The organism is Brachybacterium tyrofermentans (assembly GCF_014897585.1).
Taxonomy (GTDB): Bacteria; Actinomycetota; Actinomycetes; order Actinomycetales; family Dermabacteraceae; genus Brachybacterium; species Brachybacterium tyrofermentans.
Genome location: NZ_JABUXW010000001.1, coordinates 178,468 through 205,279, shown reverse-complemented (window position 1 = coordinate 205,279; position 26,812 = coordinate 178,468). Strand labels below are relative to the sequence as shown.

Below are 26,812 nucleotides of genomic sequence, written 5' to 3'. Positions count from 1 at the left end.
GTCAGCGGCGCCGTGCCCGGATCAGGTGCCGCGTCGAGTGGGCCACGAAGGAGCCGTCGCGCCGGATGATCTCGTCCATCGTGAGCAGCCGGTCGCGGTAGCGGTCGACGTCGAAGTCCGGCACCCACCACACGCACTTGCGCAGGATCCACACCACCGCACCCACGTCGAAGAACTCCATGCGCAGCCGGGCCGTGCGCAGGTCCAGGACCTCGAGGCCGGCGGCCTCCGCGGCCCCCACCTCGTCGTCGGGGTGGCGGCCGCGGCGCTGCTGCGCGGTGGTGGGACCCACGAAGAACTCGATCAGCTCGAAGGCCGAGCTCGGGCCGACGTGCTGGGCGAGGTAGCGGCCGCCCGGGGTCAGCACGCGGGCGATCTCCGGCCAGTCCGGTCGGACCGGGTGCCGGGACGTGACGAGGTCCGCGGCACCGTCGGGCAGGGGGATCGGGGCACCGGATGCGGTCTCATGCACCTCCACCCCGCGGGGGAGCAGCAGAGCCCTGGCCTGCGCAGCATTCGGTGGCCAGCTCTCGGTCACGTGCTGCTGCGCGGCGAGGCGCGGGCACTGGCCGAGCACCTCACCGCCGCCGGTGTCCAGATCGATCGCCACCTCCACCGTGGCCACGGCGTCAGCGAGGAGGCCGGCATAACCCCAGGCCGGGCGCTCCTCGGTGGCCCGGCCCTCCAGCGGGGCGAAGCCCCAGCCGTCCACATCGGCCCGCATGGCCTGGGCGATCAGCGTCTCGGCAGTGCTCATAGGGACCATGGTGCCGGGGTCGTCCCGAAAGCGTCGATAGATTAACCGTATGGAGAACCACGGCGTGAACCGCGCAGCGGGGGAGGCCCGGCGGGCGGAGCTGCTCCGTGCTCGCTACGGCACCCCGCGCGGAGCCCGGGCCCAGCTCCTCGCCCCGATCCTGATCATCGTCGCTGCGCTCGTGGGCATGCTCCTGACCTTCGTGGCCGGGATCGGCGCGATCGGGGCGGTCGCCATCCTGCTCTGGGCGGTGATCCTGCTGGCGGCGGAGCGGTTCGCGCGCCGCATGCGCGTGTTCGTCCCGGTCGTCCTGCTCGCCGTGCTGCTGGCCCTCTCGGCGCCCGGCTGGGCCGACGTGCTCACGGGGGTCGCGCCGGTCAGCGCCCTGCTGGGCTGGGCGGTGGTGCTCGCGATCCATCCCTTCCACGGTGTGGTCCCGGGGGTCACCACGCTCGTGGTCGTCTACCTCTGGTGCGTTCGCACGGGCCGCATCCGCTGAGCCGAGCAGATCTCCAGGACGCTCTTCGCGAGCGCCCCTCAGCTCCTCGACACCTCGTCGCGAGGTCGCCGCGTGCTGCTTGGAAGGAGCCTGCCTCTGAACCGCTTTTGTGCCGCTGACCGGCTATGATGCTACTTCACGAGACATAGTGACCGAGCCCGCTCCGGGAAGCGATCACGCCGCCGCCAACGCAGTGCCGAGGGAGAGGACAGCAGGTGCCCTTCACACCCACGACGGACGGGGCCGCCGCGTGAGCGGCCTCACCCTCGCCCTGACCATCGCCGCGGGCCTGCTGTGGTTCGCGGCGGTCATCTCCGTGTACCTCACGAACGTGACCGCTCGGCCCGGGGCGATCCCACGCTGGGTGGTCGTCCTGGGGTGCGTCGCCCTCGGCGTCTCGATCGCCGCGGTGCTGTCCACCTTCTGACCGCAGGTTGTCGCTCCGGCTCTCTGGCGCTCCGGCGCAGCACGTCAGCAAGCCAGCAGGTCGGCGGCACTGCTGTCCAGCAGGAGTGCAGCTCGGTGGCTCAGCCCTCGGCGCGGGGCCGGGTCGAGGCCTCCGCCAGGATCTCCGAGAGGGCTGCATGGATTCGCGACACGCTCTCCTCGAGGCTCGTCGCCCCGGTCTCCAGCTCGACATCGGCGCTGATCATCTCGCTCTCGCGAGCCCATCGCGCGTGGGCCTCGCGCAGGAACTCGGGGTCCCGGGAGATGCCGCGGGTGGGGTCCGCCAGCGCCCGTTCGAGCGCGATGTCCGCGGGGCACTCGACGACGACGGTCAGCACAGGCGTTCCCGCGGGAACGTCCAGGAGCACCTGATCCAGCTCCTGGCGACTGCTGACAGATTCGGCGATCACCGTGTCCAGGCCCGCCCGCAGCCACTGCCCGGTGACGAGGGCGAAGATCCGGTGCGCATCCGCCCAGTCGGGCAACGTCGGCCGTGCCATGTCAGCGAGGGCATCGAGCTCGACCAGCGCGATCTGTCGGCCCTCGCGGCGAAGGTCCTCGGCCAGGCGCCGGGACACGGCACTCTTCCCGGCGGCGATCGGACCGGCGATCAGCACGAGCACGGCAGGGGAGGGGAGGGGAGGTCGAGGTCGGAGCGGCGCATGGTGACCATGATGCCGGGGCATGGTGATCACCGTGCTCCGTCGGCCGACTTCAGGGCCTCGGCAGCGGGTATTCTGCTGGCTTCGCCGTCAGAGTCAGTCCGGTCGACGCCCTGGCCGCTCACGCCGCCACCTGGATCGCCGACGGATCGATTGCCGCCCCAGCGCAGACGCCAGGAACCCGAGAAGGAGCACAGATGGAGCCGTCACGACCCTCCGTTGTCGGAGGGACCCGATGAGCACCCTCGCGCTTCTGCTCGCGGCCCTCGCGGGCATCCTGTTCCTGGCCACGGTGATCTCCATCCACCTCTCCTGCGTGACAGCCAGGAACAAGGACATCCCCCGCTGGATCTTCGCCCTCGGAGGTGCTTGTCTCGTGGTCGCGACCGCCGCCGTGCTCACCTTCTTCTGAGATGTCCGGCCCGACCTGCACCACCAGGGCCCGACGCGGCAAGGCCATGTCCAGGCGCGTGACGCCGAGCCACGAGGGGTGCCGTATCCTCTGACGCAGCAGAGCGCGGCCGCGGGGGTGGCCGTCGCAGGGGGAGCGCTACGGCGCCGCGACACAGGAGCGACCGCGATGGCGAACAGCACCGGACCGGACGGGATGCCCCAGGGCCCCTTCGACCAGGACCCGGCACGGCACGACCAGGGCTCGCACTCCGCGCTGCCGTTCCGCGAGGACCGTGACGGGGACACGCAGTGGAACGCGGACTTCGACGCCACCGTGTCCGAGCACGAGACGGCCACGGGTGATCGGGCCAACCTCGTGCGCAGCATCGGGAAGGCCGTGTTCTTCCTCGTGGTCGTGGCCTTCATAGGCGGTACCTGGCTGTTCATCTCCCGCCAGCGTGCCGAGATCGGTGCGGATTTCGCCGGCTCCACGGATGACTCCGGCGGAGGCCTGCTCGACTCCCTGCCGTTCACCCCGATGGGCCTGGTCTTTGGACTGTTCATCGTGGTTATCGTGCTCACGCCCGTCGTGAAAGCAGTGCGGCGGTCCCTCAAGAAGTGACGCCTCGGTCCTGACGAGCCGCACGTCCAGTCCGTCAGGCAGCCACCTCGACGATCTGGCCCTCGAGGTCACTCGGCCAGGCGTACTCGGCCAGGCTCAGCCGCCCAGCCTCAGCCGCCCAGCTCGAGCACCCGGATCGCGAGCTGCACCCGGTTCGTGACCTGCAGCTTGTGATAAAGCCTGCCCAGGTGGGTCTTCACCGTCGCGACGGACATGAACAGCGCCTCGCCGACCTCCGGGTTCGCGAGTCCCTGCGCGACGAGCCGACCCACCTCCCACTCGCGGTCCGTGATCCCGGAGGGGGCCGCCGCGGCAGCGCTGGTCGCCCCACCGGCGCCAGAACCGCCAGCGCCGCCAGTACCCACAGCTCCGGCTGCTCCGGATGCCCCGGCGGCGTCGGCACTCTCGGTGTCGACCGGGACGTCGGACGCGAGTCGCACCAGGCGGGTGAGCACATCGGGTGAGAAGCGCGGGCGGTCCCCGGCCGCATCGAGCACCGCTTGCACGACCTCGTCGGGCGGGGAGTCCTTGAGCAGGAACGAGACCGCGCCGGCACGCAGCGCCTCCAGCAGGAACTCGTCGGTGTCGAACGCGGTGAGCATGACGACGCGCGTCGCGCTGCCCTGGGCGCGCAAGGTGCGCAGGGCCTCGAGACCCGTCATGCGGGGCATGCGGATATCCATCAGCACCACGTCCGGGTCCAGGGCATCGATCTGCTCCAGCGCCGTGTTCCCGTCGGCCGCCTCGCCGATCACGTCGATGCCGTGTGTGCCGTGGATCATCAGCCGCAGACCGGCACGCATCAGCGCCTCGTCGTCCACCAGCAGCACCCGTACCGAGCCCATCCCTGTGGTCTCTGATTCCGTCTCGTTCACCATGGCGTCCATGCTTCCACCTCGAAGGAGTCCTCCCGCACGTGGTGCTCCGCGTCGCCGCCCAGCAGACGGGCCCGTTCCTGGACGCCGAGCAGCCCGTGGCCGGTGGAGGTCGGCGCGCGGGAGGCGTTCTCCGGCAACGGGTTGCGGGAGTTCAGCTGCACGGAGTCGCCGGTGCGCGAGAGCATGACCCGCAGCGGAGCGCCCGGGGCGTGCTTGGCGGCGTTCGTCGTGATCTCGGCGAGGATCCGGGCGAGCGTCACCACCGTGCTGCGATCGGCCCCCTCGAGGTCCTCCGGAGTGAGCCCGTCCCAGGTCAGCTCCACGTCCTGGCCCTCCTCGCGGCACCGCTCCACGATGTCGGTGAGAGTGGGGACGGTGGCGAGCGGAGTGTCGCCGCCGCTGGTGCGCAGGGTCATCAGCACGGTGCGCAGCTCGCGGTTGGCCTGCTGGGCGGCGTCGCGCACCGTGCCGGCGCTGCGGCGCAGCTCGGCGACGGGGAGGTCGTCGCGGTAGGACATGGCCCCGGCGTGCATCGCGATCGTGGCCAGGTGGTGGGAGATGCTGTCGTGCATGTCGCGGGCCAGGGCGGAGCGCTCCTCGGCGCGCACCCGCGCGTCGTCCGCATCGCGCTCGCGCACCAGTGCGGCGGCCTCGCGCTCGGCGGCCTCGCGTGCGTGCTGCGCGGCCTCCCGCTCCCTGTCCGCGGAGGCGGCGTGCTCGCGCAGGGAGGTCAGGAGCTCGGCGCGGGTGCCGACCACGTGACCCATCAGCAGCGGGATCAGGACGAGGACCACGATGATGCCCATGGTGGTGAGCTCGAGCATTCCCGGCTCGATCCCGCGGGTCCGGGCGTCGAGGACCATCGCGGTCAGCGACATCCCGGCGACCAGCAGCACCGCCACGCCGTCGAGCAGCAGACGGCGCCGGACCCCCAGGCGGTACAGCCCGATCGCCGCGGCCACCCACGCCCAGCCGCTGATCCCGGCAGCGGCGGCCACCAGCAGGTGCACCACGCTGTGCCACGGGCCGGGAGGCACGAAGCGCAAGGGACCGATCGCGAGCGTCGCCGCCACGCCCACCAGAGCGTCGACGCCGTACATCGCCAGCAGACCCTCGGGAGGGTTGTCGGAGAATTCCTCGAGCAGCATGCCGAAGTTGATGAGGAAGAACAGGAAGCCCAGCGCCGTGCACGCCAGGGACTGCGCGATCGCGATCGCCCACTGGCGCACGCTGCGCACGGACGGCGCGGCGGGAGCAGGGGGCGCGGTGACGGTCATGGCACCAGCGTAGAGATCGATCTGCGGCCGACGGATCGGCCACGCGGCTGATGATCAGCGCCGTTCCATCAGCCGAACGACAGGTCCGAATGGGGGACCTGCGGAGCGTGGACGGGGACGGACGGCGGATGCCCGCAGCCCGGAGGGACGAGAGGATCGGGTCATGACCTCGCACCACCCCCTTCCCCAGCCTCCGCTCCATGCCGAGTCGGCGCCGACGACGGCTCTGTCATCCCCGTCCCTGCCCGTGTCCCCGTCGCCGACAGAGCCCTACCATCGCGCCGCCCGAGCGATCCCGCATCGCGGCTACTGGTGGCGCCCGCTGGTCGCGGTCGCCGTGGCGGGATTCGTGTGGATCGTCATGAACCTGCAGGTCATGACACCGTTGATGATCCTCGGCGAGATCTGGCCGGCGGCCGCCACCAGTCCCTCCCTGATGGACCCGTTGAATCCCGTCGATCAGTTCCTGGGCCTGGGCATGCTCGCGCTGCTGGTCCCCGCGGTGCTGGTGGGATCGCTGGCGGGCTACGGCCGTGCCGGGATCGCGCTCTCTGTGCTGGGGCGTTTCCGCTGGGCGCTGATGGGACGCGCGGCGCTCATCGTGGTTCCCGTCTATCTGCTGATCAACACGGTGCTGAACCTGGTCCTGGAGCGCGAGGCGATCGTGGTGCCCGAGTTCGGACCGGGCGTGATCCTGGCCTGGCTGGTCGTGCTCGTGCTCGCCCCGCTGCAGTGCGCGGGTGAGGAGTTCGCCTTCCGGGCGCTGCCGATGCAGGTCTTCGGCACCTGGCTGCGCTGGCCGCTGATCGGGATCCTCGTGCCCGTGCCGCTGTTCGTGCTGGGCCACGGCTACAACTGGGTGGGCCAGATCGACATCGCCCTCTTCGCGATCGTGATGGGCCTGCTGGCCTGGAAGACAGGCGGCCTCGAGATCCCGATCCTGCTGCACACCGCCAACAACTGGACCCTGTTCGCGATCTCCCCGCTGATCCCCGGATTCACCGAACAGGGCGAGGTGGGCTTCCTGGGCCTCGCCCTCGCGCTGGTGCCGATGCTCGGGCTGAGTGCCGGGATCTGGTGGTGGTACTCCAGGCGAGCGGGCCTGGGGCTGTGGGAGCCGCAGCGCGGCCGGGTTCAGACCCTCTCATCGGTCAGCTTGTCGGACGGCCCGTCGGCGCCTGTGGAGGCGCCCTCGCCGAGCGCCGCGAGCACCTCGCGTCCCCTGTCGGTCTGAGGGAAGCGGTCCACGATCTCCCGCAGCGCGTCAGCATCGACGCCCGCACCGAAGGCCTCCGCGAAAGGCTGCAGACGCACCCCCTCGGCGAGGGAGCCGATCACCACCGGGTCGAAGCCCAGTTCGTCGACCAGCTCGGCGACGACGCCCGCCGCCGGGGCGGGTCCGGCGATCGCGATGGCGGCGCGCGGACTCGGATCTTTATGGGCGACGCGGCGGGCGAGGTCCTCGAGGTCGTGGTACCCCATGTGGTTGAAGGCCTTCACGACGGTGACGCCAGGCAGCTGCTGCTGCACGAACTCGCTGGTCGACGCCCCTGCGTGGGAGAACTGCTCGAGGTGCCCGTCGGTCTCCCACCAGTAGTTCATGGCATCGACGACGATCTTGCCGGCCAGAGCGTCGGCCGGGATCGAAGCGTGCTTGCCCAGCGGCAGCGCGAGGATCACCAGGTCGGCCCGCTCGGCGGCCTCCCGGCTGGTCACCGCCTGCGCCCCGGGGGCGAGGATCTGGGTGATCAGCTCGATCTTCTCGGGATCACCGGAGCCCGAGATCAGCACGTCGTGCCCGGCGGCGACGGAGAGGCGGGCCAGCACAGTGCCGACCTTGCCGGCCCCGAGGATCCCGAGGGTGCGATGGAGAGAAGAGCTCATGGCGGAGGCAACGCGGAGGGTCGGCGAGGTCTTCCCGGACGTGACCGGTTTCGCGCCCGCCGTCCGCGCCGCCGCCTGCCAGCCGGAGGCGCTGCGAGAACGTCAGCCCTGCGTACCGGGCACGTCGATCTGCCAGAGCACGCCGAAGCGGTCCTTGACCTGCCCGTAGTGATCACCCCAGGGAGCCAGCTCGAACGGCATCTCGACGCTCGCCCCGGTCGAGGTGAGCGTAGAGATGAGGGCCTCGGCGCCCGCCACCGACTCTGGCATCACCATCAGGGAGTAGGCCGAGCCGTCCAGCGGCTGCGGGTCCTCCTCGATGTCGTCACCCCCGGCAAGGGTGAGCAGGCCGCCCTCCAGCTGGGCGTGGGCGACGGATTCCGGCGGAGGAGTGAAGGGCATGCCCTCCATGGGGTTGTCGCCGTAGGTCATGACGTCGAGGGTGCCGCCGAAGACCTCCTTGTAATACGCCATGGCCTCGGCGGCGTTGCCGGGGAACGTGATGTAGGGCGTGGAACGGGGCATGGTTCCTCCTCAGGGTCGGGACCGCGGTGCGATCCCTCGTGCGGGTCATCGTGCCACCGGGGGCCGACGGACGGAATGGCTCGGACGGACGAATGCTCCTGACCGGGGAAGAGGTGAGTGCGGGAACCTCCGCGAGGCGGACGAGGCGGGTGGCACGCCGTTCTCGTGGTCGCCCTCACTGCGTCCCCAGCCAGGGAGTTCTACAGTGGACAGGCCATGTGCCGACTCTTCGCTCTTCATTCCGACCACCCCGTCACCGCCGATCTCTGGCTGCTCGATGCGCCCTACTCCCTGCTGAACCAGTCGCGGTTCAACGCCGACGGCACCGGGCTGGGGTGGGTCGATAGGGACGGGCGACCGCAGATCCGCAAGCGCCCCGTCGCCGCGTACGAGTCCGAGGCGTTCACCGACTTCGCGACCACGCTCCGCTCCCGTTCGATGCTCGCCCACCTGCGACTCTCCTCCGGCTCCGGGCACTGCGACGAGAACACCCATCCGTTCCTGCAGGACGGCATCATCAGCGCCCACAACGGGGTCCTGGAGGTCACCGAGGAGATGCGGCAGCGGGTCGCGGAGCTCGGCGCCGCCCACCACGTCCTGGGCTCCACCGACAGCGAGTGGATGGCCGCGCTGATCACCGGCGAGGTGGCCGCCCACGGCGGCGATCTGCGCGACGGGGTGGCCGCCGCGCTGAGCTGGATCGCCGCCCATGTCCCCGTGTACTCCGTGAACGTCCTGGTCATGAAGGGGGAGGAGCTCATCGCGGTGCGTCTGCCGGCGACCAATGAGCTGTGGATCCTCGAGCGCCCCGCCGCCGTGGATTCTCCGCGCGACGGCTTCGAGCAGTCCTCGGACTCGCTCGCCGTTCGCGCCCGCAGCGAGGACCCGCGCGGCGCGAGCTCTGTCGTCATCGCGAGCGAGCCCCTGGACGACGACCCCGCCTGGCGCCTCCTGGACTCCGGCGAGCTCGTGCACCTCACCGCTGACGGCTCATTGACCAGCGAGCATCCCTTCGGCCCGCTCGCCCAGGCGCTCAGCATCGAGGATCTCGGCCTGTCGGCCGCGGCCTCCCAGGCGCATGCGGCGCAGGTCCGCGCCCAGCAGGACCGGCGCCGGCAGATCACGGAGACGGGTGCCGTCTCCGCTGACCGCGACGACACCGCGGAGCACGCCGCATGAGCGCCGTCGCTCCGGTCGGCGGCACGCCCGACCTCGATGCGCGGCCCACGCCCTATCACCGGCTGGCGACGCTGCGCCCGGCGTGGTCCGCGTGGGGCCGGCCGCTGCTGACCGTCGTCGCCGCCGTCATCGCGTACGTCGTCCTGGCGTCCGTGCTGCTGGTGCTCACGATCCTCGTGCTCGCCCTCGCCCCCGGCGTGAACGTCGCGATCGGGGTGACCAGCGGCGACCCCACCAGCCCTCTGGACGTCGGCATCGCCCTGGCGATGGGAGCCCTGTGGTGGCCCGCCGGAGTGGTCGGCGTGAGGATCGGCGGCTGGCGTCCGCTCGGCCCGACCTGGTCCGTCGCTGCGCGGCTGCGGCGAGAACTCCTGCGCTCGACCGGCCTGCTCGCCGTGCTCGCCGCCCTCGTGGTGGTCGCGGCCGCGGCGCTCGCCGGGGGCCTGGCGGGAGCGGGGGCCGACGGTGCGTCGGCCGGGGCCGGATCTTCTGCGGCCGGCGGGGGAGCGTCGGTCCTCCAGCTGCTCCTGGTGGTGCTGCTCGTGCTGGTCCTGGTCCCGCTGCAGGCCCTCGGCCTCGAGCTGGCGCTGCGGGGGCTCGTGCTCCAGGCCGTCGGCACGTGGCTGCGCAGCCCCGCGATCGGGGTCCTCGTCGTCGCCGCGATCGCATGCATCGGCCGGGAGGCCACCGCCGCGGTGATGATCCCCGCCCTCGCGGTCGCGCTCGCCGCCGCGGTGCTCGCGTGGAAGACAGGCGGGCTCGAGCTCCCGATCCTGCTCACCGCCACCACCACGGGCATCGCGCTCGTCGTCTCCGCGTTCACCGCCGGGAGCGACGCCGGAGCCGGGGTGGCGGCGCTCGGTGCGGCCGTCGCCGCTCCCGGCACCTCCGCCGCAGCGCTCGCGAGCACCGAGGCCGGACCGGCCCACGCCGGCGCCGCCCTGGCCGGGGGCATCGCCGCGGCAGTCGCCCTGCTGGTCATCACTGCCGTGATCGTCGTGGTGGTCAGCCGACGCGAGGGCCTGCGCCTGCTCGAGCCCGTCGGTCGCGCGGCCGACGAGCCGATCCCGGACCCCGTGCTGATCTGACGTGAGCCTGCCGTCGGCTCGGGATCCAACTCGAGTACGGGACTTCTTCGTGGAGCCGATGCGATATGGGCGGACGTCCCACGCATAAGCCCCGTACGTGTGTGGGGCGGGGGCGAAGGCTGGGGTGGGCCGGACGCAGGCCCTGTGGAGGGCTCTCGAGGGGCCGGATCGTCCGCGAAACCTGGACACCGCAGGAATTCTCACGTAGGAATGCTGGTGGCCGGGCACCGCCGCACGGCCGCAACTCCACAAATCACGACGACGATGACGCCCCTCGCCCGCTTCTCCCGCCGCACCCTCCTGGCCACCGGAACCCTCACGGTGACCGCTGTCGGGGCAGGCCTCCCCTCCGCCGGTGCCGCGTCCGGATACACCAACCCCGTGATCGACACCAATCAGCCCGACCCCGGCATCCTGCGCGTCGACCAGGGGTATTACCTGTACTCGACGGCCGGCTCGGCCGGGAACATGCCGGTGCTGAGGTCCCCGGATCTCGTGCACTGGCGCCGCGTGGGCGACGGACAGCCGGTCATCGCCGCGTGGGCGAACAGCGGCAGGCACTGGGCTCCGGAGGTCATCGAGGTGGAGGGCAGCTACCACGCGTACTACACCGCCTGGGAGCGGGCCACGGACCGGCAGGCGATCGGGGTCGCCGTGGCGGCACGGCCCGAGGGACCCTTCGTCGACTCGGCGTCCGCGCCGCTGCTGTCCAACCCTGAGGAGGGCGGGTGCATCGACGCCTCCCCGTTCCGGGACGAGGGCGGCTCGCTGTGGCTGCTGTGGAAGAACGACGGCAACGCCGCGGATCAGGATTCGTTCCTGTTCGCCCAGCGACTCGCGGACGACGGACTCTCGCTGGAGGGTGAGCGCACCCGCATCCTCGAGCGCGACCAGGCCTGGGAGATCTACACGATCGAGGGGCCCGCGATCATCACGCACGAGGGCCGCTACTACCTCTTCTACTCCGCCGGCGAGTACTGGAACGAGACCTACGGAGTGGGTGTGGCGGTCGCCGACGCGATCGACGGACCGTGGACGAAGCTCTCCGACCAGCCCGTGCTCTCCGCCAACGACGTCGCCGCGGGGCCAGGGCACGGCATGCCGGTGCGCACGGTCGATGGCATCTGGTACGTCTACCACGCATGGCACCCCGACCACATCGGCCAGGATCCCGGCCGCCAGATCTGGATCTCGAAGGTGCGCTTCGACGGCGGCGGCGTGAGCATCGAGGGTCCCTCGATCAGCAACCCGCAGCGCCCCAGGACCGACTACCGACCCTGATCCGGCGCTAGCCCGGGATGCTCTGCTGGGCTGCTGGGCTGCTGGGCTGCTGGGCTGCTGGGCTGTCGGGCCGTCGCCCCTTCTTTCCCGGACTCCACGGGCACCGGCCCGATCTCGGGCCGGTGCCCGTCACACTCGTCGCCCCCGACGCGTCGACGGAGCAGGAGCCTTCGGCGGCACGGCCGGTGGCGCACACGGAAGGATGGGGTCATGGACCCGAACAGGACTGAGCCCGCGGACGCCCGGCGCCGCGGCGAGAACGGCGACGACACGGACTCCGGCGCACCTGCCGACGCAGCGGGCAGCAACGCACAGGCGGGTGCCGGCGCCCGCTCCGACGAGCTCGCGCAGCGCTTCGAGCACGAGCGATCACGTCTGGTCGCCCTCGCGAGCAGGGTGATCGGCGACGCGAACGAGGCGCAGGACATCGTCCAGCAGGCGTGGCTGCGGCTGGATCGCACCGCCCAGGACATCGACAACCTGCCCGCCTGGCTGACCACCGTCACCACCCGGCTGTGCCTGGACCGCCTGCGCCGCCGCACCCCGGTGCCCGAGGAGGAGATCGAGCTGCCCGAGTCCGCCCCGGATCCTGCCGAGGACGTGGCGCTCGCCGACACCGTCGGGATCGCGCTGCAGCTGGTCCTGGACCGGCTGAGCCCGAACGAGCGCGTCGCCTTCGTGATGCACGACAGCTTCGGCTTCGAGTTCACCACGATCGCCGCAGCCCTGGACACGACGCCGCAGGCGGCCCGCAAGCTCGCCTCGCGCGCCCGTGCCAAGGTCACCCAGCCCCCCGCAGAGGACGCGCTCGCCGACTGGGAGGTGGTCGACGCCTTCATGGCCGCCGCCCGGGAGGGTGACTTCACCCGTCTCGTGCAGCTTCTGGCGCCGGACGCCGTGGTGCGCGGCGACGAGCAGGCGATCGAGACCGGCACCCCGGCCGCGATCGACGGGCGCGACGAGGTGGCGAGCTTCTTCAACGGTTCCGCCCACGCCGCGCTGCCGGCCAGCATCGACGGGCGCGCAGGCTCGGCCTGGTACCACGGGGGTCAGGCGATGGTGCTGTTCGACTTCACCATCGTCGGCGGGCAGGTCGCCCGCATCGACTTCCGCGCGGATCCCGCCGTCATCGGGCGCGTGGTGCGCCGCGACGGCGCCGATCCACGGTGATCCCCACCGGAGATCGCCGGGACCGGTCACACTCCCGGTACGCCGCACGTCAACACCATGAGAGCAGTTCCGGCAGCGGTATCCACCGCCTGCCGACCCCGGAGAGAAGGACACGACGATGAAGACCATGACCTGCCAGCAGCTCGGCGGCCCCTGCGACCTCGCCCATCGCGGCGAGAGCGCGGATGACGTCATCAGCGCCCAGGACAAGCACCTCAAGGAGGTCGTCAAGGCCGGCGACGAGAGCCATCAGGCGGCCCGCAAGGAGATGAAGTTCCGCTGGCTGCACCCCAAGCAGCCGCTGGGCTGGTACAACGACATGAAGGCGGCCTTCGCGGCCCTGCCCGAGGACTGACCTGCCGTGTATGGCCCGAGAACGGGACGTCGTCGTGGAGTCGTCGCCATCGAGGCCGACCTCCCACGAAGGCGTCCCGTCCCCGCGCTCAGCTCCGGATCGCGTCGATCACCTTGATGCGGGTGGCGATGATCGCCGGCAGGGCGCCAGCGAGAACCCCTACGGCAGTCGCGGCCAACAGGCCCACGACCACGGCGTCCACCGGGAACGGCGGGATGTCCACGAGCCCCTGCTCCCGGAAGAAGTCCGTCACGAAGGGTGCTTTGACCAGGGCGACCGCTGCTCCCACGCCGACGGCACCCGCCAGGACGGTGGCGACCACCGACTCCATGAGCACCCCGAAGAAGATGCGTCCGCCGGTGGCACCGTAGGACCGACGGATCCCGATCTCCCGCACCCGGTAGCGCACGGTGACCAGCGAGATGTTCACCAGTCCCATCGCGCCCAGCAGCAGGATCACCACGGCGACTCCGGCGATCGCGTAGCCGAAGACCGTGTAGATCGACATCTCCTCGAGGCCGAACGAGGCCGGGTACACGTCGAAGCTGCCGGCACCACTGCTCGAGAGGGCACTGGCCAGCTGACTGCGCACGGCATCGGCCTGCTCCGGGGGCACCCACACCAGGTACTCCGACGCGGCGGTCGTGCTCGCGTCCAGGCCGGGCACCGCGGCCAGGCCCTCCGTGGCCATGTACGCCTGCATGGTCCAGTCCGTCGCCGGATCCGGCGGCAGCACACCGATCACGATCGCCTGCTCCGACTCCTGGGTGCCGGTCTGCCCGTAGAGGGTGACCGTCTCAGTGCCGAGGTCAGGACTTCCCAGCGCGTCGTACAACGGCTGGTTCACCACGAGGGCGGGGGCCAGGCGGTGCTGGTCGGAGTCCGCGATCCAGCGGCCCTGCGCGACCTGCAGGCGGTACATCGTGGCGAAGGAGGGGTCCACGCCCGACAGGGAGGTCGTGCGCACCCCTTGTGAGGTCTGGACCCGCATGTCCGCGTAGACCTGCCGACTGCGGTGATCGATGCCGAGCCGGTCGATCTGGTCGAACACGAGTGCGTCGAGCTCGGCTCCGGTGACCTCGTCCTGCGGGCCGGAGGACGTGATGTTCTCGGTGCCGAACTCGTCGACCTCGTACGTCATATCGCCCATCGACTGGATCGAGAGCACGGTATCGCGACCGCCGCTCTTCTCCATCGACTGCTGCAGGGCGCCACCGAGCATCCCGCCGGCCCCCATCACCGTCGTCAGGGCGAACACGGAGAAGGCCACACCGATGAGGGACAGCAGGATGCGGCCCTTGTTCACGCGCAGTTCGCCATAGGCCTCGACGATCGAGGCGAGGAACCCGGTCATGCCTGGACCTCCTGGTGGGAGGCGCCGGCAGCGGCGACCGCCTCGCGCCCGGCGCGGATGCCGACGGTCGCCGAGAGCGCATCCTGCGCCCCGGTGCTGCCGACGTCGTTCAGCACCCCCTCGTCCAGCAGGTAGGAGCGCCGCGAGAGGGCGGCGACCTGGAGGTCGTGGGTGATGGTCACGAGCGCGGCGTCGGACTCCCGCGCGATCTCGTCCAGCAGCGCCATGACGGCCTCGCCCGTGGTGACGTCGAGGGCCCCGGTGGGCTCGTCGGCGAGGATCAGCCGCGGCCTGCGCACCAGGGCGCGGGCCACGGCGACCCGCTGCTGCTCACCGCCGGAGAGGCGGCTGGGCTGCTGGTCCGCGCGGTCGGCCAGACCCACCCGGTCGAGCATCTCCCGGGCGAGGCGCTCCCGACGCCAGAACTGCCCGGCGCTGCCGTACATCAGCGGCATCATCACGTTCTCCAGGGCGGTGCGGCGATCCAGCAGGTTGAACTGCTGGAACACGAAGCCGATGGAGGCTCCCCGCAGGCGGGCCCGTCGGCGGTCGCCGAGGCGGGACACGTCGGCGCCGTCGAACAGCAGCTCGCCGCTGGTCTGACGGTCGATCAGGCCCAGCAGGTTCAGCAGGGTGGACTTGCCCGATCCGGAGCGGCCGACGACGGCGACGTGGTCACCGGCATGCACCGTCAGGTCGATGCCGCGCAGGATGTGGAGGTCCTCCCGGCTGGGCAGGCGCACCGAGCGGCGCAGCTCGCGCAGCTCGAGCAGGGGAGCTGGCGTGCTCACCACATCTCACCGCCGCCCATGCCGTCATCGGGGTTGTCCACGCCGGGCACGAACTGGAGGATCTCCTGGCCCTCCTCGAGGCCCTCGGTGATCTCGACGACCCCGTCGCCGCGCAGGCCGAGGGTGACCTCGACGGGGGTCGGCTCGCCGGTGGCCTCGTCGAGCATGTACACCGTGCCGGTCTCTCCCGTGCCCTCGGCGGCGGTGGTGGGAACGGTGAGCACGCCGGTCGCGGAGCCGAGCTTCACGGTCACCTCGACGCTCAGACCGGGGACGATCTTCGTCCCCGCAGGAACCGCGCACTCCAGCTGGGCGGCGGAGACGCTCGAGGTGGTCTCCTCGCCGGTCATCGGGTCGATCTGGGGAGCTTCGGGCTTGGCGACCTCGGCGTCCTCGGTGATGCCGGGGGCCTTGCAGTGCACCGGATCGGTGGCGGTGGGGAGGATCGCGGAGGCGTCGATGTCCACGTCGAGCAGAGAGAGCTGCTGCTCCGGGGTCAGCTCGGCGACGATCGAGTAGGTCCCGGGAGAGATGGTGGCCACGACATCGCCGGTGGCGACCGACTCCCACTCGGCGAGGGTGAGGCCCGAGATCTTCCCGGGCGCGTTGGCATAGAGTGTGAGGTACCTGTACTGCTGCTCGGTCTCCTCCGGTTGCGGTGCTGGCTGCTCGACGGGCTCCGCGCCCGCGCCTCCCTCGTCGGTTCCGTCCCCGGCGGTCGCACCGTCGGTCGTCCCCTCCGCGGGCATCTCGGGCGGGATGTCGACCGGCGCAGGCTCCTCGGGGACGCGCACCTGCAGGATGCGCTGTCCCTTCTCGACGGTGTCACCCTCGCGGGCCCAGATCTTGTTGATCTCGCCCTCGTCGGTCGCCTTCAGCTCGGTGCCCTCATCGGGCTGCACCGTGGCGGGGAGAGTCAGCTCCGAGGCGATGTCCGACGTCTCGACGGGCACCACCGCGTACTGGTCGAACTCGGCGGCGGGGACGTCGGGGTCCTCCGCGGCGCCCGAGGCATCGGCGGGGAAGAACGCCATGCGGGCGAGGGACAGGGCGATGACCGCGAGGATCAGCATCCAGATCAGGGGGAAGACATAGCGACGGAGGGCGTCCATGGGCGCCTTTCGTTCTGGTCGGCGACAGCGCCGAGAGGGGGTTCGGGGAAGGTGAGCTGCCAGCTGGGCCGACGACTTTTCCTATTCTTGCCTGATTTCGTGATCCACGTATCCGACTCAGGTAGGTTTCCGCCGCCGAACTGCAGATCCTGGACTGCCGATGACGGCGCGCGCCGCGAGCCATAGGGTCGACGCATGAGCCCCGCCGATGCCGCCAGCCCAGAGACCACGCCTGCAGAGACCACCCCCGCGGCGACCACATCGGCAGGGGCTGCCCCCGCAGCTCCCGCCGCGCAGAGGGCGAAGTCCTCGGGGATCGGCGATGAGCTGCTGCTGCTCCCGCTGCGCCAGCGGATTCTCGAACGGGACCTCGGCGTGCGGGCGATCCACGTGCACCGCGCCGGCCGCGAGGACGTCTCGCACCGCTTCATGGACGACACGGTCGAGAACATCTACTCCTGCTCCAAGACGGTCACCGCGCTCGCCGTGGGCATCGCCGCCGGCGAGGGGCTGCTCGACGTCGAGGACCTCGTGGTGGACCACCTCCCCGCCCCGGCAGGCGGCTACGGCCGCGGCATGGACCAGGTGCGCCTTCGGCATCTGCTGACGATGACCTCCGGCTCCCCGATCCTCGGCTTCCTCGACGAGCACCGCGACCACGAGGACCTCACCGCCCTGTTCCTCGGGACCGACCTGATCGCGGAACCGGGGGAGCGCTGGGAGTACTCCAACGGTTCGATCTTCCTGCTCTCCCGCGTCATCAGCGAACGCACGGGGCAGAGCATGCGCGACTGGCTGATGCCGCGGCTGTTCGAGCCGCTGGGCCTGCCCAACCCGCAGTGGCACACCACTCGCGACGGGCACAGCTGGGGCGCGACGGGCCTGCACCTCAAGAGCTGGCAGCTGGCGCGGATCGGCCGAGTGCTGCTGCAGCGCGGCGAGCACGACGGTGCTCAGCTCGTTCCGGCGGCGTGGATCGACGCGATGCACGCCGACGACGCCTGGGTCACCACCGGGGACGCCGAGCCCGAGAGCGTCCACTACGGCTACGGGACCTGGCAGTCCACGCCCGACGGTGCCTGGCGGGCCGACGGCGCCTACGGCCAGCTGATCCTCGTGCTCCCGCAGCAGGACGCCGTCATCACGATCACCTCGCACCTGGAGGGCCGGGGTGCCGCGGAGATCATGCGCGCCGTCTGGCAGGACCTGCTGCCCCTGCTCTGAGGCGCGGGTCGCCTGCTGCGTTCCGCCGGCCGTCGCGCTGTACGAACTGTCGGTCCCCGCGTCGGCGGAACTGCTGAGCCTGCGGGGCCGGGGGTGTCATGCAGGTGCTACCGGTAGTTTTGCCCCATGGATCCTTCCGTTCTGCTGAACGTCGCCCTCGTGCTGCTCTTCGTGCTCATCGGCGGCGTGTTCGCGGGCACCGAGATGGCGATCGTCAACCTGCGGGAATCGCAGATCAAGCAGCTCGAGGAGGAGGGGCCCCGCGGCGAGCGCACCGCGACGCTGGTGCGCGATCCCAACCAGTTCCTCTCGGCCGTGCAGATCGGCGTGACGGTCGCGGGCTTCTTCTCCTCCGCGTACGGCGCCTCCACGATCGCCCCCTCCCTGGCCCCGGTCCTGGTGGGCTTCGGCCTGCCGGAATCGACGGCGAGCACCGCTGCCCTGATCGGGATGACCCTGGTGATCGCGTACCTCTCGCTGGTGCTGGGCGAGCTCGCCCCCAAGCGTCTGGCCATGCAGAACGCGATGGGCGTGGCCAAGGTCGTGGGCCCGCCGCTGAGCCTGTTCGGCACGGCCATGCGCCCGGTGATCTGGCTGCTGTCCACCTCCACCAATGTGGTGGTGCGCCTGCTGGGCGGTGATCCGCACGCGAACCGCGAGTCCGTCTCCGCCGAGGAGATCCGGTCGATGGTGCGCAGCTCCGAGGCGCTCGACCATGCGGAGTCCCGCGTGCTGGCCGACGTCTTCGACGCCTCCGAGCGCACGGTCGTGGAGGTCATGCGCCCCCGGCATCAGGTGCACTTCCTCGCGGGAACCGACACCGTGGCCGAGGTGCGCGCCGAGATCCGCGACACCGGCTACTCCCGCTATCCCGTCACCGGTGAGGACGTCGACGACATCCTCGGCTTCGTCCACGTGCGCGACCTGCTGCTGGTCGACGACCTCACGGCCACCCGGATGGCGGATCTCGCGCGTCCGATCGAGCACATCCCCGGAACCGTCGAGGTGCTCCAGGCGCTGAACAGGATGCGCGCCCATGCCGACCAGATCGCCGTGGTGGTCGACGAGTACGGCGGCACCGACGGCATCGTCACCCTCGAGGACCTGCTGGAGGAGCTGGTGGGCGAGATCTACGACGAGTTCGACCTCGAGTCGTGGCCGGAACCCGGCGGGCTCGACCGGATCGTCGAGGGCGACGGCACTCTCGACGGCGGGCTGATCCTGCAGGAGTTCGAAGCGGCCACGGAGATCGAGCTGCCGGACACGGGCGGCTACGAGACCGTCGGCGGTTTCATCATGGCGAGCCTGGGCCGGATCCCCGTGGCCGGGGATGTGGTGCTGGTCGACGGCGGCCGCCTCGACGTGGTGGAGGTCGACGAGCGCCGCGTGCAGCGGGTGCGCCTGGTGCGCGATGCGCCGACGACGGAGGCGCCTGCCGAGACGGCCTGATCGACCGAGGCGCCCACTGCCGTGCTGGCGGTGGACGCCCCATCGCGGTCCCGATCGGGCCCTGTCCGGCCGAGGGCCGACGGCGGGATCACGGGCCGCTCATCACTCCGCCGGCGTCTCCTCCACCTCGGTGCACTCGGGGGCGGCAGCCGCGCCGTCGGCCTCGCCGAGATCCTCGACGCGCAGGTTGTCCAGCACCAGATCGTTCTGCGGGCCGCTGCCCGTGTTCTCGATCCCGGTCCAGGTCGCATCGCACGCCCCGGCCGTGAACTCGTGCGCGAAGCGGGCGTCGGTCCCACGTGCCTCGGGGATCGCCTCCCGCTCGAGCACGGTGGTGCCCGGCTCCTCTCCGTCGGCCGCGAGCGAATCGCCGCCCACGATCAGGCTGTACGAGCCGTCGAATCCGGTCTGGTGGTCGAAGGAGACCCGGTAGCGGTGACCGGCCTCGAGCGGCAGCGAGCCCGTGGTGGTGCGCAGGATCAGGCCCTCGTTCTCCTCGTGGGCCATCAGCGACCAGTCGCCGTCCAGCACGTTGTCCAGCAGCTTGCCGCCCTCGACCACGTCCCCGTCGGCGTTCGGGCCGTACCAGCCGGCCTGCGAGTACGGGGCGTGCAGCTCGGCGAGCTGGGTGCGGGCGTCGCCGCCCAGCTCCGCGGTGCCGGTCACGAACGGCCAGTAGCCGGTGTCCACGTTCTCGAAGTCCTCGAACAGCACGGTCTCCTCCGTGGCGTCCGCATCCTCTGGGGCCACGAAGGGCACCACGCGGGCGTCGTCCACCCGCACGGCGTTCTCGCCCGCGCCGGCGGTGACCGCGAGCGTCACGGGGGAGCCGTCGGTGGTGAAGGTGACGCGCACGCGCTGGAAGTACTGCCCGTGCTTGTCGTCGGACGCCGTGGCGTTGACCGCCATCGAGGAGTCGACGGCGGTGGTCGCCGACCCGTCCTCACCGGCCTGGTGGGCGGTGGGGACGACCCCGTCACCGGTGGCCGAGACGGTCACGTCGCGGGTGTCCGTGGGGTCGATCTGCACCGATGCCCACGCGCTGTAGGTCCCGGCGGGAAGATCCTTCGTCGCATCGGCCGGATCGTGGAGCTGCTGGGAGATGCCCGCCGCACCCGAGCCGAGCACGGCCTGGAGGTTGCGGTTCTCGTCCGTCTCGATCTCGACAGCGCCCTCGGGCGACCAGGCGTCGAGGGTGCCTGAGAAGAAGCCCGGGTCGGAGACGGGCGTGCCCTGGCCCCATTGCGGGGCGGCCTTCTCGGGCATGTCCGAGGTCGGGTGGAGCACGTAGGCGGTGCCCGCCTCCGCCTCGAGGGTGACCTGGCCCTTCCGGACCGGCACGGTGATGCGGCCGCCGCGGCCGGTGTCCGTGAGCGGGTACATGACCAGGGAGCCCTGGTCGGCCCACTCGGGCGTGAGGGTCCAGGTGGTCCTCCCGCCGTCGGGGTTGTAGTGGTAGAGCCGGTCCCCGCTTCCGCCGGTGCCCGCTGCGGCGGCGCCGTCCTGCGAGCTGCCGCCGTCGGCGGCCGCCCCATCGGACCAGGGCAGCAGGTACGTCCCGCCCTCGTAGACGGTCGCGCCGCCGTGGGTGATGGTGCGGTCGGTGGGGATCTCGGTGCCGCCGACGGAGTCGACGTCCGACGTGGCGACGGTGCCGTTGGCGAGCACCACCTCGCCGTCTCCCCACTGCATGATCGGTGCCTGCTGCATGTACTTGGTGGGCAGGTTCCGCTGCCACACCGTGTCGAAGAAGGCGTTCGCATCGTGATGCCCGGTCCAGCCCTCGAACTCCTGCACGTTCGCGTTGGACAGCAGCGGGTCCGGGTTCCAGATGTCCTTGCGGTCGTTGTCGAGGAACCGGATCACCTGGGAGTTGATGCCCTTGTTGGTGGAGCCGCCGTAGTTCTCGTCGTTCGCCCAGTGCGACCAGGTCGAGGCACGCGGCATCTTGTCGGCCCACTCGGTGGAGACCGACCAGCCCTGCGCCTGCAGCTCCTGCGCGAGGCGCTGGCCCTCCCAGCCGTTGGGGTAGTACACGTCCATGTACAGGAAGGTCAGGTTCTCGGGAGCCTCGTCGCGGAGATCCTGGAAGCGGTCCAGCACGTTCCCGGTGCCGAGGTCCTTCGGGCCGTCGATCGCATAGGACTGGTTCATCCAGCCCCAGCCCTTCTTCAGCGGCTGCTGGAGCAGGTCGTCGGAGAAGGCGTAGGCCTCGGAGTACGACTCGGTGGCGTTGACGTGCACGCCGAAGGTCGCGTTCCAGTCCTCGCCCGCCGCGGCGAGGGTCTCGAGGTCCGCGAGGCCGCCGGCGCGCTCGTTGTAGTGGCCGGCGTAGTCGGGATGCGCGGAGTCGTGGCCCTCGGCCTGGTAGCCCTTGAGCATGACCGACTGGCCCAGGCCCTCGGTGGCCAGCGCCACCCGTTTGGTGTCGTCCAGCGTGCGCAGGAACGGGTGCGTGGCCTGGGAGACGATGTTGAACGGGATCCGCTTGATGACCTCGTTCTTCACGGCATCCCCGCCCACGACACCCTCCTGCACGCCGCGGGCGGCGATCGCGGCGTCCTGCCAGTCCAGCGCGGCGTCGTCGTTCGCATCGGCGGTCAGCGCCACGCGCACGAACGGGTCCGCGTCGGCGCCGAGGCCGAGATCCGCGGTGGAGCCGCGCACCACGAAGGTGCCCGGCGAGACGGTGCCGTAGGAGGCGCCGTCGCCCTGGGCGAGCGCGACGATGTAGCGGGAGTTGTCGGTCTGCACGCGGCCCGCCGTCGCGCCGCCGGCCGTGTTGTCCTCGACCGCGTTGGTCTCGAACCCGGCGGCGAGCTGGTCACCGGCGATCAGCGCCACGTGCGAGGGGTCCTCGAGCGCGGTGCCCTCGTCGAGGGAGGCGAGATCGTAGATGTGGTCGCCGCTGCGGTCACGGTCCGCGGAGAGATCCGCGCCCACCACCTGGGCGCCGGCCTCGGTGCCGTTGGCGGAGGCGAGGTCCAGGCGCGGGATGGAGAGGCGGTGGATCGCGCCGGCGGGATCGACGAAGTTCGTGAGCTTCCACGTCATGGTGCTGTCCTCGACGGAGATCACCGCATCGAAGCTCGTGCCCTCGAGCGCGGGGACCGTGAGGTGGTAGGTGGCGCTGAGGTCGTCCTCGGAGACCTCGGGAGCGGTGACCTCGACGTCGTAGGGGACGTCGTCGATCACCACGGAGGTGCGGGCGTCGCCGTAGCGGCCGGCGAGGCTGCCCTCGCCGAGCGTGTAGTCCACGACCTGCGGGAAGTCGGGGTGCAGGCGCACCGTGAGGTCCGCGTCCGTGATCTCGACGGTGCCCTCCGGCGGGTCCACGACGATCGGGTCCGGATCGGCCGCCTCGCCGATCACGTCGACGTTGAGCTCGGCGAGGGAGGCGACCTCCTCCGGCGGGGACGTCTCGGGATCAGCGGCCTTCCCGCCCCAGGAGCTGATCCACACCACCTTCACGCAGCTGGCCTCGACGGGCGAGTCCAGGGTGATGGTGCGCTCCGTGGTGGCGTCGGCCAGGGCGCCGTCGAAGCTGCCCTCGGCGGCCTTGGTGTAGGCGGTGTCCGCGCACTCCGGATCGGTGGAGGTGTGGATCTCGTAGTCGCCGATGCGGCCGGAGCCGTTCGAGTCCTGACGGGGCTGCAGGCGCACGCGCGCCACCTCGACCGGCGATTCGGAGACCTGCACCGAGAGGTGGTGGGGCAGCTCGTCGACGCTCTCGCTCCACGCGGTGTGCCACATCGTGGAGTCGTCGCCGTCCAGCACGTTCGAGGCGGGGTTCCCCTCCTCGACGGAATCCGCATCCATCACCGACATCGCACTCTGCGGCAGCGGCACATAGGTGGGGTCGGCGCCCGCCGGAGCGGCGAGGGAGAACGGGGCGAGGAGCGTGACGGCGGCGCCGAGGACGAGCGTTCGCACCGGCCGACGGGGGCCGCGCGGGGGAGCGGTCCGACGCGAGGAGGGCGGAGAGGAGAAGGACGGGGGATCCTGCTGGGGATCGGTCGCGGGGACGGAGGACGATCGGCGCGTCATCGGAGCCTTTCGGGGGCGGAACGGGCGGGGGCGGACCGCTCGGACGACTCCGGGATGTGATCGACTCTGAGCGTTTCCAGGTGCTTCCGCTGACCACTATGCATGCTCCGGGGCCACGAGGGGCCGGTTCCCGCACATCAGGCTAAACGTTTTTCGTCGGACCGCTGTCCCGCTGCCCCGTCGTAGGGTGGCTCCATGGACCGGCGCACGCTCAGCAGCCTCGCTGTGGGACTGGGCGGCGTCGTCGTGGTCGCCGTGGTGCTCGGACTCGAGGACCTGCGGGCGGGCGTGCTGACCGGGGTGGTCGGGGTGGTCGTGGTCCTCGGACTGACCTTCTGGTCCGCTCGGCGCGGCCGCCACACACCATGGCCCCGGGCCGCGGAGGACCTCGCCGCGGGATGCGCGGTGGTGCTGTGGAAGCCGGGGTGCGTCTACTGTGAGCGGCTGCTGCTGCAGATCCGCTCGGACCCTCGCGTGACCTGGGTGAACGTGTGGCGGGACGAGCAGGCCAACGCCCAGGTGCGGGCCGTGAACGGCGGCGACGAGCTCACGCCCACCGTGCTGCTCGGCGAGGACGTGCTGCGCAATCCGTCCGCTCACGAGCTGCGCGCGGCCCTGAATGCGGCTGCAGCCGTGGAGCGCCCCGGGCGGCGGTGAGAAGGCTCCTGCCTCGAAGCCCGTCGCCGCGCCCACTTGCAGGGCTACGCTCGAGGGGACTGGCCCGTGCCGGGTGCCGCCCGGCTGACTCATCTCCAGGAGGTCCCCGATGCCCCGCATGTCCTTCGCCCAGCTCCTCGTTACCCAGCTCCGTGACCTCGGTGTCGAACGGATCTACGGGGTGGTCGGCGATTCCCTGAACCCCGTCGTCGACGCCGTGCGCACCACCGAGGGCATCGAGTGGGTGCATGTGCGCAATGAGGAGGCCGGGGCCTTCGCCGCCGGCGCCGAGGCTCGGCTCACCGGGAAGCTCGCCGTGTGCGCGGGCTCCTGCGGCCCTGGCAACACCCACATGATCCAGGGCTTGTACGACGCGCACCGCGATGGGGCTCCGGTGCTCGCCATCGCCTCCCACATCCCCTCGGCCAAGATCGGCACCGGCTTCTTCCAGGAGACCCACCCGGAGATCCTGTTCCAGGAGTGCTCCCACTTCTGCGAGATGGTCAACTCCGGCCCCCACGGCGCGACCATGCTCCATATCGCCGTGCAGACCGCGATCGCCAAGAGCGGCGTCTCCGTGCTCGTGCTCCCCGGCGATGTCGCCGACCAGCAGGTGGACGGCCCGCTCACCAAGGAGCTCGCCACGGACCTCGGACGGGTCCAGCCCGCCGCGGGCCCCGTGGGACGCCTCGCCGAGCTGATCGATGAGGCGGGCACCGTCACCCTGTTCACCGGGGCTGGCGTGCGCGACGCCCGCGAGGAGGTGCTCGAGCTCGCCGAGCGGGTCAAGGCACCGATCGGCCACGCCTTCGGCGGCAAGGAGTTCATGCAGTACGACAATCCGTACGACGTGGGCATGAGCGGCCTGCTCGGCTACGGTGCCTGCTACGACGCGATGCACGAGACGGATCTGGTGATCCTGCTGGGCACCGACTTCCCCTACAGCGAGTTCCTGCCCGGGCCCGACGGGAAGAACCCGCCGAAGATCGTGCAGATCGACGCGGAGGCCTCCCGGCTGGGCCGGCGGGTGCCGCTGGACCTCGCGATCCACGGCGACGTGGCACTGACCCTGCAGGCCGTGCTGCCGCTGCTGACCAGCACCAAGAGCCATCGCTTCCTGCACCGGATGCTCAAGGCTCACCACAAGGCGCTCACCGGCGTGGTCTCCGCGTACACGAAGAACGTGGAGCGCATGAAGCCCATCCATCCCGAGTTCGTGGCCGCGACCCTGGACTCCCTCGCCGACGACGACGCGGTGTTCACCGTGGACACGGGCATGTGCAACGTGTGGGGCGCCCGCTACATCACGCCCAACGGGCGGCGCCGGCTGTTCGGCTCCTGGCACCACGGCACCATGGCCAATGCGCTCCCGCAGGCCATCGGCGCCTCGAAGGCGTTCCCGCAGCGCCAGGTGATCTCGATGAGCGGCGACGGCGGGCTCGGCATGCTGATGGGTGAGCTGCTCACGGTGAAGCTGCACGACCTCAACATGAAGATCGTCGTGTTCAACAACTCCAGCCTCGGCATGGTCAAGCTCGAGATGCTCGTGGAGGGCCTGCCGGATTACGGCACCGACCACGCGCAGGTGGACTTCGCGGCGATCGCGAAGGGCGTGGGCATCGGCTCCGTGCGCATCACCGACCCCAAGAAGCTCAGGAAGCAGCTGGCCGACGCCCTCGCCACTCCGGGGCCGATGCTGATCGACGTGGTCACCGACCCCGACGCCCTGTCCATGCCCCCGAAGATCACCGCCCAGCAGATCCGTGGCTTCGCTCAGGCTTCGACGAAGATCGTGCTCGGCGGCGGCGTCGGCAAGATGGTCGACATGGCGGCGACGAACATCCGCAATATGCCGCGGTGAGTCGACGGCGGCGCTCGGATTGGTGAAGGCTTATTGGGTGCGTTAGTCCTTGCCTGCTGCGGCAGGCAAGGACTTCCGTTCTATAAGCTCCAGCCATTTATCGGTCACTGCTTCCACGCTGAATTGTTTAGCGAGCTGACGACACTTTTGGGATTTGGTCGCTCGTTCAGAATCGTTCCGCATCGCGTTTTGTAGCGCTCCGGCGATGGCCTCCAGTGAATCTCCCTCACAGAGGTACCCATGAACAGAGGTGAGGTCTGCCACCGAGCGCGACGATGGGGTGGCTACGGTCGGAACGCCCCAAGCACTTGCTTCCAGGATCGACATCGGAAGACCTTCGGCGATCGATGTGAGGATCGCGAGGTCCGCATGTGCGAGATGCGCTTGTACCTGCTCGGGAGAAAGTCGCGCACCAAGACTGAACGCATTGGGGTGCCTGCTGGTGTTTATGGCGTTCTCCACGGTCTGGCGCTCAGGGCCGTCCCCGTAGATGCGCAAGGACCATCCCGGTGCCTGGTCGAGCGCAAGGTCGAATGCCTGAACTGCCAAGTCCACTCGCTTGTCGGAGGAGAGTCGGGTTATGCACGAGACTATTTTCGTCGATTGGCCGGGACCTGTGTGTTCGGCGTCGGGAAGCGTGATGGCGTTGGGGATGGATGCAGCTGGCATCTCGTGATCATTGCCGAACTGCTCCGCCTCAGTCGGCCACAGTGCGACGAGCGCATCGCACCCTCGAGTGACATGGCGGAGATTGTCCTCTTGGAGGGGGCGGTACCAATGGGCGAAACTGTAGTGGATCTGGTGCGCATGAAAGGGTGCATCATTTGTGGAGCGGCGGCGCCGTGCGAGTTCTGATTCGATCAGCACCCCGATGCGCGGCTTCATGGAGATTACGGCGTCGGTGCTTGCCAGTCGGCCGAGATACTCCCGTAGACGTGCCTTGCGATAGGCGAGCCAGAAAGGGGTAAGGGCCCGTTTGGCGATCAATCGTACCCCCAGGATTCCGGGGTAGTCCTTGGCGAGAGGGTGGTGTGCGGTCATCGACTCGAAGCGGTTGGCCTCAAAGATGTTGCCGGTCAGCCCCGCCTCGAACTGTGGGGAGTGGAGGGATAGATATTCGACGGAAATGCCGCGAGCGCGAAAGCCTTCGGTGAGTGTGCGAATGGCACTGGATATTCCACCCAGATTTCCAATGTCGTCATCGGCGATGATGATTTTTCGGACTAGCGGACCCGGCATGTCATGCCCCTCTTGTTGCTCGCTTGGTTCCCTGTCAACGGCGAGAGGGGTAGTCGCAGCC

25 protein-coding genes are annotated in these 26,812 nt (G+C 70.4%); 14 read left to right on the top strand and 11 right to left on the bottom strand.

Annotated features, from left to right (window positions below; all coding sequences use genetic code 11):
- Nucleotide 1: 1 nt before the first annotated feature.
- Complete coding sequence (locus INT49_RS00835; RefSeq protein WP_193115820.1) at nucleotides 2–757, bottom strand: class I SAM-dependent methyltransferase; 756 nt, start codon at nucleotides 755–757, stop codon at nucleotides 2–4.
- Between the two features lie 49 nt (nucleotides 758–806).
- On the opposite strand from INT49_RS00835, the gene INT49_RS00830 reads away from it, so the two are divergent.
- Together INT49_RS00830 and INT49_RS00825 are read left to right on the top strand one after the other, a co-directional pair.
- Nucleotides 807–1,256 (top strand): hypothetical protein, encoded by a 450-nt coding sequence (locus tag INT49_RS00830; RefSeq protein ID WP_193115819.1) that lies wholly within the window; start codon nucleotides 807–809, stop codon nucleotides 1,254–1,256.
- A 250-nt stretch (nucleotides 1,257–1,506) separates the two neighbouring features.
- Nucleotides 1,507–1,683 carry a hypothetical protein gene (locus INT49_RS00825; protein ID WP_193115818.1) on the top strand — a complete coding sequence of 59 codons (177 nt, stop codon included), beginning with the start codon at nucleotides 1,507–1,509 and terminating at the stop codon, nucleotides 1,681–1,683.
- A 100-nt stretch (nucleotides 1,684–1,783) separates the two neighbouring features.
- Here INT49_RS00825 and INT49_RS00820 read toward each other — a convergent pair whose 3' ends face one another.
- Nucleotides 1,784–2,326, bottom strand: a complete 543-nt coding sequence (locus tag INT49_RS00820) for an AAA family ATPase (protein WP_193115817.1) — start codon at nucleotides 2,324–2,326, stop codon at nucleotides 1,784–1,786.
- Nucleotides 2,327–2,600: 274 nt separating this feature from the next.
- Here INT49_RS00820 and INT49_RS00815 point away from each other — a divergent pair, with 274 nt between their 5' ends.
- Together INT49_RS00815 and INT49_RS00810 are read left to right on the top strand one after the other, a co-directional pair.
- On the top strand, nucleotides 2,601–2,777 hold the full coding sequence (locus tag INT49_RS00815; RefSeq protein ID WP_193115816.1) for a hypothetical protein: 177 nt from the start codon (nucleotides 2,601–2,603) through the stop codon (nucleotides 2,775–2,777).
- A 168-nt stretch (nucleotides 2,778–2,945) separates the two neighbouring features.
- Nucleotides 2,946–3,380, top strand: a complete 435-nt coding sequence (locus INT49_RS00810; protein WP_193115815.1) for a hypothetical protein — start codon at nucleotides 2,946–2,948, stop codon at nucleotides 3,378–3,380.
- A gap of 110 nt (nucleotides 3,381–3,490) precedes the next feature.
- On the opposite strand, the gene INT49_RS00805 is transcribed toward INT49_RS00810, so the two are convergent.
- Together INT49_RS00805 and INT49_RS00800 are read right to left on the bottom strand one after the other, a co-directional pair.
- Nucleotides 3,491–4,267: a response regulator transcription factor gene (locus INT49_RS00805; RefSeq protein ID WP_193115814.1), complete on the bottom strand. Its 777-nt coding sequence runs from the start codon at nucleotides 4,265–4,267 to the stop codon at nucleotides 3,491–3,493.
- Nucleotides 4,252–5,535 carry a sensor histidine kinase gene (locus INT49_RS00800; protein WP_193115813.1) on the bottom strand — a complete coding sequence of 428 codons (1,284 nt, stop codon included), beginning with the start codon at nucleotides 5,533–5,535 and terminating at the stop codon, nucleotides 4,252–4,254. Before INT49_RS00800 ends, INT49_RS00805 begins: the two co-directional genes overlap by 16 nt.
- A gap of 163 nt (nucleotides 5,536–5,698) precedes the next feature.
- Here INT49_RS00800 and INT49_RS00795 point away from each other — a divergent pair, with 163 nt between their 5' ends.
- Nucleotides 5,699–6,769, top strand: a complete 1,071-nt coding sequence (locus INT49_RS00795) for a CPBP family intramembrane glutamic endopeptidase (protein ID WP_193115812.1) — start codon at nucleotides 5,699–5,701, stop codon at nucleotides 6,767–6,769.
- Here the strand turns inward: INT49_RS00795 and INT49_RS00790 are convergent.
- On the bottom strand, nucleotides 6,670–7,419 hold the full coding sequence (locus INT49_RS00790) for an NADPH-dependent F420 reductase (RefSeq protein WP_193115811.1): 750 nt from the start codon (nucleotides 7,417–7,419) through the stop codon (nucleotides 6,670–6,672). The genes INT49_RS00795 and INT49_RS00790 overlap by 100 nt on opposite strands.
- Nucleotides 7,420–7,521: 102 nt before the next feature.
- Nucleotides 7,522–7,944, bottom strand: a complete 423-nt coding sequence (locus tag INT49_RS00785) for a VOC family protein (protein ID WP_193115810.1) — start codon at nucleotides 7,942–7,944, stop codon at nucleotides 7,522–7,524.
- Between the two features lie 216 nt (nucleotides 7,945–8,160).
- Here INT49_RS00785 and INT49_RS00780 point away from each other — a divergent pair, with 216 nt between their 5' ends.
- From INT49_RS00780 to INT49_RS00760, 5 genes are all read left to right on the top strand, one after another.
- A complete protein-coding gene (locus tag INT49_RS00780) occupies nucleotides 8,161–9,123 on the top strand; it encodes a class II glutamine amidotransferase (protein WP_193115809.1) in 963 nt (320 codons plus the stop codon).
- Complete coding sequence (locus INT49_RS00775; RefSeq protein WP_193115808.1) at nucleotides 9,120–10,211, top strand: CAAX protease; 1,092 nt, start codon at nucleotides 9,120–9,122, stop codon at nucleotides 10,209–10,211. The genes INT49_RS00780 and INT49_RS00775 overlap by 4 nt, the downstream gene beginning before the upstream one ends.
- A gap of 264 nt (nucleotides 10,212–10,475) precedes the next feature.
- Nucleotides 10,476–11,492 carry a glycoside hydrolase family 43 protein gene (locus tag INT49_RS00770; RefSeq protein WP_193115807.1) on the top strand — a complete coding sequence of 339 codons (1,017 nt, stop codon included), beginning with the start codon at nucleotides 10,476–10,478 and terminating at the stop codon, nucleotides 11,490–11,492.
- Between the two features lie 210 nt (nucleotides 11,493–11,702).
- Nucleotides 11,703–12,662, top strand: a complete 960-nt coding sequence (locus tag INT49_RS00765; protein WP_193115806.1) for a sigma-70 family RNA polymerase sigma factor — start codon at nucleotides 11,703–11,705, stop codon at nucleotides 12,660–12,662.
- Between the two features lie 118 nt (nucleotides 12,663–12,780).
- On the top strand, nucleotides 12,781–13,017 hold the full coding sequence (locus INT49_RS00760; RefSeq protein ID WP_193115805.1) for a hypothetical protein: 237 nt from the start codon (nucleotides 12,781–12,783) through the stop codon (nucleotides 13,015–13,017).
- 88 nt (nucleotides 13,018–13,105) lie between these two features.
- On the opposite strand, the gene INT49_RS00755 is transcribed toward INT49_RS00760, so the two are convergent.
- From INT49_RS00755 to INT49_RS00745, 3 genes are read right to left on the bottom strand one after another with little or no spacing between them, the layout of a single operon-like run.
- Complete coding sequence (locus INT49_RS00755; RefSeq protein ID WP_193115804.1) at nucleotides 13,106–14,371, bottom strand: ABC transporter permease; 1,266 nt, start codon at nucleotides 14,369–14,371, stop codon at nucleotides 13,106–13,108.
- Nucleotides 14,368–15,165 (bottom strand): ABC transporter ATP-binding protein, encoded by a 798-nt coding sequence (locus tag INT49_RS00750; RefSeq protein ID WP_404801940.1) that lies wholly within the window; start codon nucleotides 15,163–15,165, stop codon nucleotides 14,368–14,370. Before INT49_RS00750 ends, INT49_RS00755 begins: the two co-directional genes overlap by 4 nt.
- On the bottom strand, nucleotides 15,159–16,274 hold the full coding sequence (locus tag INT49_RS00745; RefSeq protein ID WP_193115802.1) for an efflux RND transporter periplasmic adaptor subunit: 1,116 nt from the start codon (nucleotides 16,272–16,274) through the stop codon (nucleotides 15,159–15,161). Before INT49_RS00745 ends, INT49_RS00750 begins: the two co-directional genes overlap by 7 nt.
- Nucleotides 16,275–16,469: 195 nt before the next feature.
- Between INT49_RS00745 and INT49_RS00740 the strand changes: the two genes are divergently transcribed.
- Nucleotides 16,470–17,498 (top strand): serine hydrolase domain-containing protein, encoded by a 1,029-nt coding sequence (locus tag INT49_RS00740; protein WP_193115801.1) that lies wholly within the window; start codon nucleotides 16,470–16,472, stop codon nucleotides 17,496–17,498.
- Between the two features lie 126 nt (nucleotides 17,499–17,624).
- Nucleotides 17,625–18,947, top strand: a complete 1,323-nt coding sequence (locus INT49_RS00735) for a hemolysin family protein (protein WP_193115800.1) — start codon at nucleotides 17,625–17,627, stop codon at nucleotides 18,945–18,947.
- Between the two features lie 102 nt (nucleotides 18,948–19,049).
- Here the strand turns inward: INT49_RS00735 and INT49_RS00730 are convergent, their stop codons facing one another.
- A complete protein-coding gene (locus tag INT49_RS00730; protein ID WP_193115799.1) occupies nucleotides 19,050–22,880 on the bottom strand; it encodes an endo-alpha-N-acetylgalactosaminidase family protein in 3,831 nt (1,276 codons plus the stop codon).
- Between the two features lie 309 nt (nucleotides 22,881–23,189).
- Here INT49_RS00730 and INT49_RS00725 point away from each other — a divergent pair, with 309 nt between their 5' ends.
- Nucleotides 23,190–23,651, top strand: coding sequence for a glutaredoxin family protein (locus INT49_RS00725; protein ID WP_193115798.1), 462 nt, complete (start codon nucleotides 23,190–23,192; stop codon nucleotides 23,649–23,651).
- A gap of 109 nt (nucleotides 23,652–23,760) precedes the next feature.
- The gene (locus INT49_RS00720) at nucleotides 23,761–25,512 is read left to right on the top strand and encodes a pyruvate dehydrogenase (protein WP_193115797.1); all 1,752 of its coding nucleotides are present in this window, start codon (nucleotides 23,761–23,763) and stop codon (nucleotides 25,510–25,512) included.
- 42 nt (nucleotides 25,513–25,554) lie between these two features.
- Here the strand turns inward: INT49_RS00720 and INT49_RS00715 are convergent, their stop codons facing one another.
- The gene (locus tag INT49_RS00715) at nucleotides 25,555–26,751 is read right to left on the bottom strand and encodes a glycosyltransferase (protein WP_193115796.1); all 1,197 of its coding nucleotides are present in this window, start codon (nucleotides 26,749–26,751) and stop codon (nucleotides 25,555–25,557) included.
- Between the last annotated feature and the right edge of the window lie 61 nt (nucleotides 26,752–26,812).